Source organism: Spirochaetota bacterium (assembly GCA_038043445.1).
Lineage (GTDB): Bacteria > Spirochaetota > Brachyspiria > Brachyspirales > JACRPF01 > JBBTBY01.
In genome coordinates this window covers 1-6,822 of sequence record JBBTBY010000009.1, presented here as the reverse complement: position 1 = coordinate 6,822, position 6,822 = coordinate 1, and the positions used below count along the sequence as shown (strand labels likewise).

The 6,822-nt window shown below is 56.6% G+C and carries 4 protein-coding genes; all 4 read left to right on the top strand.

Annotated features, from left to right (window positions below; all coding sequences use genetic code 11):
- Positions 1-54 precede the first annotated feature (54 nt).
- Positions 55-618, top strand: coding sequence for a helix-turn-helix transcriptional regulator (locus AABZ39_01475; protein MEK6793417.1), 564 nt, complete (start codon positions 55-57; stop codon positions 616-618).
- Positions 619-693: 75 nt separating this feature from the next.
- The gene (locus AABZ39_01470) at positions 694-3,720 is read left to right on the top strand and encodes a glycoside hydrolase family 2 TIM barrel-domain containing protein (protein ID MEK6793416.1); all 3,027 of its coding nucleotides are present in this window, start codon (positions 694-696) and stop codon (positions 3,718-3,720) included.
- Positions 3,721-3,923: 203 nt separating this feature from the next.
- Positions 3,924-5,477, top strand: coding sequence for a glycosyl hydrolase family 32 (locus AABZ39_01465; protein MEK6793415.1), 1,554 nt, complete (start codon positions 3,924-3,926; stop codon positions 5,475-5,477).
- A 34-nt stretch (positions 5,478-5,511) separates the two neighbouring features.
- Positions 5,512-6,822 (top strand): flagellar filament outer layer protein FlaA (locus AABZ39_01460; protein MEK6793414.1); only part of this gene is annotated, 1,311 nt, incomplete at its 3' end.

Below are 6,822 nucleotides of genomic sequence, written 5' to 3'. Positions count from 1 at the left end.
CGCGCGCCGCCTGGAACTCGGCAGGATGTCTGACGAAGAGGAGAAGGAGGAGGCATGACTGAGGCACCGAGGAGGCTTAGGCCGGAGTTTGAGGCGGAGGTTCTGAAAGCATGGCCCGACGCTGTTCTGGTGGACGGGATAGCGATGGCGAAGGAGAACGTCCGATCCCTGATGGAATGGCTTTATGCGGATAAATTCGCCCCCGATGCGCCGGCGATCGCTTTTCGCAACAACTGTCTGCGTGCGCTCATCGCCGAATTCGAGCGATCGGCGGCTTCCGACGACGATACGCTTGCAGGACGCACACGCGCATATATCTACGCGAACATCGGCCGTAAAATAACCCTGCAGGATCTTGCCGCGCATGCCGGGATCGACCGCTATACATTCATCCGCAGCTACAAGAAAACAGCCGGGATAACGCCGATGGAGGACGCACGGCGTATACGGCTTGAAAAGGCGCGCGACCTTATTATCACCACCGACGATCCGCTCTGGTCCATCGCCGAGCGCTCGGGGTTCAGTTCGGAATTCTATTTCAGCCAGGCGTTCCGCCGGGCATACAGGATACCGCCGTCATCGCTTCGTACCGGGACGAAAGCGCGCAATAAATCATAAATTTCTGCAATCATTCATATTGCCGGATACCGTTCATCGGAATATCTTATCCGTACACCTGACACGGAGTCCGCCATGAACGACTGGGAAAACGAATCGATAACCGGTATCAACCGGCTGCCGCCGCATGCGGAGCTCATCCCCTACGACGATGCAGCGACAGCCTTGCGGCGTGAAAAATCCCCCTGGCAGCTTTCGCTCAATGGCCGCTGGAAATTCCATTACGCCGCATCGCCATCCCACGTCGACGACGCGTTCACTAGCGCCGCTTTCGATGATACTTCATGGGGCAGCATTCCCGTACCGTCGAACTGGCAGATGCACGGTTACGGACGCCCGCATTACACGAATGTGGTCAACCCGTTCCCGCTCGATCCGCCGTATGTGCCGACTGAGAACCCGACGGGGTGCTACCGCCGATGTTTCATGCTTCCGGAGAACTTCTCGGGAAGATCGATTCGCATCATGTTCCGCGGCGTGGACAGCGCGTTCTATCTCTGGGTGAACGGTACAAAGATAGGGTTCAGCAAGGGAAGCCGCCTGCCCGCGGAATTCGATATTACCGATGTGGTGCATGGCGGGGAGAATACCATCGCCGTCATGGTGATGCAGTGGTCGGACGGCACCTATCTTGAGGACCAGGACATGTGGTATTTGTCCGGGATATTCCGTGATGTGTATATCACCGCGTATCCGAAGGTCGATGTCCGCGATGCATTCATCACATCGTCCATCGATGCTGCAGGCAACGGCGTGCTGTCGATCGATGCGTCGATCAGCAATGATACAGCATCCGATGTCGGACACACCATAACAGCCGAGTTGTTTGACGGCATATCCGCGGTAAAAGCATGCACGGTCGCCTGCAAGACAAAAGCCCATGAAATGGAAACATTTCATTTCACGCTGTGCATCCCCAAGCCGAAATGCTGGAGCGCGGAAACGCCGCATCGATACACGCTCCTCCTTCCCATGCATGACAAGAACGGAGAAGTCACTTCCGTGCGGTCGATACGCACCGGTTTCCGCACCATCGCGATACAGAACGGACAGATACACGTCAACGGCCGCCCGGTCTTCTTCCGCGGCGTGAACCGCCATGAGATACATCCCGATCTCGGTCGCGCGGTCACTTATGCGTCCATGATCGAGGATATCCTGCTCATGAAACGCCATAATATAAACGCCGTGCGCACATCGCATTACGCCAATGATCCGCGGTTCTACGATCTGTGCGATGAGTACGGCATCTATCTCATTGCGGAGACCGATCTTGAAACGCATGCCTTCGGCTATGCGGCCGGAAAAAACCCGTCGATGTGGCCGCACTGGGAACACGCGTTCGTGGACCGCATGGAGCGCATGGTCGAATCGTACAAGAACCATCCGTCGATAATATTCTGGTCGCTCGGCAACGAGAGCGGCTTCGGCTGCAATCATGAGGCGATGGCACGATGGACGAAGTCGCGTGATGCCACGCGACTTATCCATTACGAGCAGGACCAGACGGAAAAGGTCGTCGATGTGATATCGCGCATGTATGCGACGCCCGAGCAGTGCCGCGAACTTGCCGCGAAATACAACTTTGCAAAACCCATGGTGCTCTGCGAATATCTGCACGCGATGGGCACCGGCATGGGCGGCCTTACCGAATACGTGAAGGTGTTCGATGAAGTCCCGCAGGTGCAGGGCGGCTTCATCTGGCAATGGGCGGATCATGGACTTCGCAAAACGCTCCCCGACGGGCGCACATTCTTCGCCTACGGCGGCGACTTCGGCGATGAGCCCAATGACGGACATTTCCACTGCGGCGGACTTGTGCATTCTGACAGGCGCGTGAAGCCCGCGCTCCTGGAATATAAAGCGGCGATGGCGCCGATACGTGCGTCTCTCGTCGGTAATACCATTGTCATAGAGAACCGCTATGATTTCCTCTCGCTTGATCACCTTTGCGCCTCGTGGACGCTGCTTGCGGACGGCAAAGAAACAGCGAGCGGTACGCTTACTATCCCGCCGACAGCGAGCCGAACATCAAGCACAGCAGCGATGCCTGACATTCCGGATACGGACGGCACAGAACGATTTCTGATAGTTCGATTTGCACACAAGGCAGCCGAGCGCTGGGCAGAAGCCGGTCACGAGATCGCCCGCATGGAACTCCCGCTCGGGGGAACGTTCATCCGTGCAAAAAAACGGACAGGCGCAGTGAGCATCCAAAAGGAGAAGAACATCATTCGCTGCAGAACAGCATCGGGCGAAGCGGTATTCGATACGGCGAACGGCGTACTTTCCCGGTGGATGCATGAAGGAGAGGACTTCATCTCCGCTGGACCGCGATTCAACTGCTATCGCGCACCGATAGATCATGACAGGCCGTTCGACAGATACAACGGCATGGCAAAACTCTGGCAAGACGCACGGCTCCATCAGCTCATGCACAGGACCGAGTCGTGCGATGCCGTAATTGACAACGATACTGCCGTCATCAGCATTCGCACGCGTGCCGCCCCGCCGGTTCATCGATTCGGCTTCAACTGCGAATACCGCTATACGGTTCACGGCGACGGATCGATCGATATCGCTGTTGCGGGCACACCCGAGGGAGAGGGAATACCGCATCTCCCGCGGCTTGGGCTCATCATGACTTTGCCCGCCGCATATGGGAACGTTCATTGGTATGGACGCGGACCGCATGAAAGCTACGCCGATATGAAACGCTCGGCATGCATCGGAACGTATACCCGCACCGTCAATGCCATGTTCGAGCCCAATATTCGTCCGCAGGAATGCGCCAATCACGAGGATACGCGCTATGCTGTCCTCTCCGCTGATCGCGGTAACGGTATTCGCATCGACGGCATGTTCGGCTTCGCCGCGTATCGCTATACGCTTACCGATCTTGCCGCAGCACGTCACCCATACGATCTGGTACCGCGTGATGATATAACGCTTCTCCTCGATCATCGCCAATGCGGCGTGGGCGCCGGCAGTCTCGGCCCCGCGGTGCTCGAAGCATATCGAATACAGCCTGCGGCTTTCTCTTTTTCGATCACCCTCTCGCCGATATCGGCGGGGAGCAATTGCATTGACAGCTCGTGCTGATGGGACGAAGCATCCCTCAGCAATGCGGGACATGCGGTATTTTCCGCTGTTTTGCTGTATACTGGCGTACATTATCATTGCCTGTTCATGAGGAGCTCCATGGCACTGAATGAATTGCGATATCAGGATCCGCGGACAAGGACATATCTCGGAAGCCCTTCGATCGTACGCTCGCCGGACGGATCGATAACAGGAGGAAATGAATGATGCCATTTTCCGTCCAAGCACCGACAGGCTTCCCCGCCGATACATGGCCCGCATATGCCGGCGACCCGATGTCGATAGAGCCCATGCCCGTACCGTGGATGGAACATATACCCCGGCATATTCCCTTGACAAGAGGCAGACAGCTCTTCATCGACGACTATCTTATTGCCTCGACGGACCTGAAAAGGAATTTTTACTCCGCGGTGAAATTCGCAGGCAATCCTGTCCTTTGCCCGAGTACACCGCAGGAACTTTCGCCCGTAACGTTCCCCTGGATGGACGAGGAAAAAGATGAGCAGGCGCTCTGCTATCTGGGCAATGGCGGCATCTTCTTCGATGCGAAAAAAAATAGATACAACATGTTTTACACCGCCGGTTGGCGCGGGGGACTCGCCGTCGCTGAAAGCACGGATATGCTGAACTGGACACGTTCGGATATCGATGGGAAAGGGAACATTCTCCTCGCGGCAGGTGCGAATGCAGCGGGATTCGATAATTCAATCTGGCTTGACAATGCCTCCTCCTTGGATGATGAACGGATAAAATACATGGTCTGCCGGAATGGCCTTGCCCATACGCTCTCTACCTCGAGTGATGCGCGCAGCTGGTCACAAGGTGTTCCAACCGGCCCCGCCGGTGATTACTGCAGTTTTTTTTACAACCCGTTCCGGAACGTGTGGGCGTACAGCATAAAACAGGACGGTCCGCGGGGGCGATGCCGCTGGTATTCTGAAAGTCCCGACTTCCTCACGGGGGCTGACTGGGCGTCCCGTATATACTGGACATCGGCCGACCGATACGATCTTCCCGATCCTGCCATTGGCGCGCAACCGCAGCTCTATCACTTGAACGCGTGCGCGTATGAAAGCATCATGATCGGCATGTTCATGCTGCACCTTGGTCCGGAAAACGACGTCTGCGTGCGGGAAAAACGACCAAAAACAACGCTTTTGTCGCTTGGGTTCAGCCGCGACGGTTTTCACTGGCACAGGCCGAACAGGCTCCCGTTCATCGCGGCGACACATCGAGACGGCGACTGGGACAGGGATTATCTCCACAGCCCGACGGGCATGTATGCGATCTATCGGGATACGCTCTATTTCCCTTACACGGGATTTTCCGGCATGGCCCCGAACGGCGTACGCGGCATGTATTGCGGCGCAAGCATCGGCATCGCTTCGCTTCGCCGCGACGGGTTCGCTTCGATGGATGCGGACGGTCAGGGAACGCTCACGACACGCCCGTTGATCGTTTCTGGACACTCGCTCTTTGTCAATACACAATGCGAGACCGGGTCATTGCGTGTTGCCATCTGCGATGAAGACGGGAATGAAATACCGCGGTATGGAAAAGCAGTATGCGATCCGATATCGGCCGACAGCACCTGTCATGCCGTTCGTTGGAAAGAAACCCGCGATGTGAGCGCTGTTTCGGGAGAGGCCATTCGTCTTCGTTTTTCGCTCAGGAACGGAAAATTATTCTCGTTCTGGGTAAGTTCGGATGAAGCGGGAGGAAGCAATGGATACTATCCATCGCCATTTCCCGTATGACACACATGCGTACACCGGTATAAGGAAACATCACATGGGACTTCGAACAACAGTACTGATCATCGTGATGGTATCGATGGCGGCATACGCGGACATCCGTGAGATCATCGTGCACCCGATGACAACGGTGAAGGACTGGCAGGCGGGCGGGACCAGGGTGCATCTGAACCTGGGAAAAAGCGGCGTTGCCGCCTCGAAAGAACAGACACGAGGCGATCAGCCTTCTTCACTGAAACTTTCCTGCGATTTCACCGAATCGGAACGGGCCTATTCCTCGGCATACTATGTCGGCCCGCCGATACCGGGGGAATGCAGTGAGATCTCGTTCTGGATGTACGGCAACAGCTCGAAACGCTGGATGAAACTTGCGCTTGAAGACTCCCGCGGGCGATGGTACGAGAAGTACATTGGCACCGTCGACTGGGACGGATGGAAGGAACTGCGTATCCCCGTCGGTGATGGGCGTGCATGGAAGGCCCTCGTGCGGCTCGGCGAAAAGCAGACCCCGATGGCGCATCCGGTCACGCTTCGTGAGATAGCCTTCCTGCGTCAGAAGGATGCCCCGCCGCTCGATAATTACTATTTCAGCGAAATGAAAGCGGTGAGCGACATCTCCGACATCGATCATGTCGATGCGCTGATCGCGACCGGACGGGCAGCAAATCTCTTCTACGCAGATGAAAAAGCGCAGATTTCGCTTACGCTGTCGAACACAACCCCGCTCGCGGTGAGCGGTTCGCTCGCGGTGAGCGTTACCGATTTTTTTGACCATGAAACGAATGTGTTCATCCTGCCCGTGGTACTCGCATCGGGGCGGTCTATAGCTTATACCATTCCCGTGCCGGGGCTTCCTATCGGCTCACACCGCATCACCGCTGCGCTCTCATCACTATCGAGAACGCGGCGATGGTACGGGGTCATCGCCGTCAATGGACGCCTGCCTGAGACGCCGCCGGACGAACATGCGAAATTCGGCGTCATGCTCAATGTCGACAGGCTCCCGGAGTCTATGATGGCCACATCGCTTGCGCTCAGCCGTGACGGCCGCTTGAAATGGACGCGCATCATCATGGATTGGGCGGACATCAATCCGTCCCCGGGAAAATGGTACTGGGAACCGGTGCAGAAGGAAAAGGGCGCGGCTGGTTCTGCCATGGTATTTTCACGTGCATCCCTGCGGGTACCGCATGCCGCACGCCTGAATCCGGACAGCGCAGTGACCATTTCGTTCTTTGCGAAGGGAGCGGTCTCCAACGCGGGTTCGCAGCTTATCATTTCAAAATTCGGCAGTGCCGAGCGCAAGATCTACGGCTGGAACGAACGCTTCGGACTGGGAATCCCGGTG

Bases quoted from the DNA above. Each gene is read 5' to 3' on its own strand.
- AABZ39_01470 (MEK6793416.1), top strand. From the start codon at position 694: ATGAACGACTGGGAAAACGAATCGATAACCGGTATCAACCGGCTGCCG.
- AABZ39_01475 (MEK6793417.1), top strand. From the start codon at position 55: ATGACTGAGGCACCGAGGAGGCTTAGGCCGGAGTTTGAGGCGGAGGTT.
- AABZ39_01465 (MEK6793415.1), top strand. From the start codon at position 3,924: ATGATGCCATTTTCCGTCCAAGCACCGACAGGCTTCCCCGCCGATACA.